This is a genomic window from Limosilactobacillus difficilis (assembly GCF_947387495.1).
Taxonomy (GTDB): Bacteria; Bacillota; Bacilli; order Lactobacillales; family Lactobacillaceae; genus Limosilactobacillus; species Limosilactobacillus difficilis.
This window is the reverse complement of record NZ_CANDNU010000103.1, coordinates 1-642: the sequence shown is the minus strand read 5'-3', so window position 1 is coordinate 642 and position 642 is coordinate 1. Positions and strand designations below refer to the sequence as shown.

Annotated in this window: 1 protein-coding gene; it reads left to right on the top strand. The window is 38.6% G+C overall.

Annotated features, from left to right (window positions below):
• Positions 1–88: 88 nt before the first annotated feature.
• A partial coding sequence (locus QOR82_RS09135) for a transposase (RefSeq protein WP_283584423.1) occupies positions 89–642 on the top strand: 554 nt, incomplete at its 3' end.

The following is a 642-nucleotide window of genomic DNA, read 5'->3' as shown; positions in this document are numbered from 1 at the left end:
CCTTTAAAATATAGATATACTGAAAAATAAAAAAAGACATCGACTGACCCTCGATGCCTTCAATACCCTTGAAAGGATATACATAATAATGCAAAACAATTATAACATTAATCAACTTAGTTTGGCTATGGCAACTGACTATCAACCTGAGGAAAATCACCCAGCTTACTATATCCATCAGTTAGTCGAAAACTTGGCAGTTGCTAAGCCCAATATCTTGGGACGTCCGCGTGAATATGATCCTCGAATGCTCTTGAAGTTAGTCTTACTAGCTTACAGTTATGGGATCGTTTCCTGTCGGAAAATCGAACGGTTTGCCCGAGAAAATGTTGTTGCCATGTGGTTGATCCAAGAACAACGACCGACTTACCGTACAATCGCTAGATTCATTGTCTCCCAAGATTTGACTGAAATGATTGAGACTAGCTTCAAAGAGTTTCATGACTATCTTCGAAAGGCCGGTTTAATCGATGAAGCTTCTTTTATTGATGGGACCAAGATCCTAGCCAACGCTAATAAATACTCCTTTGTATGGAAGAAACGATCGATTAAGTATAGTGATTTGAATGTGGCCAAAGCACGGAAGCTAATTAACGAGATGAAGCATGAAGTTGAAGTAGATACCACTTTAGATGATTTTCA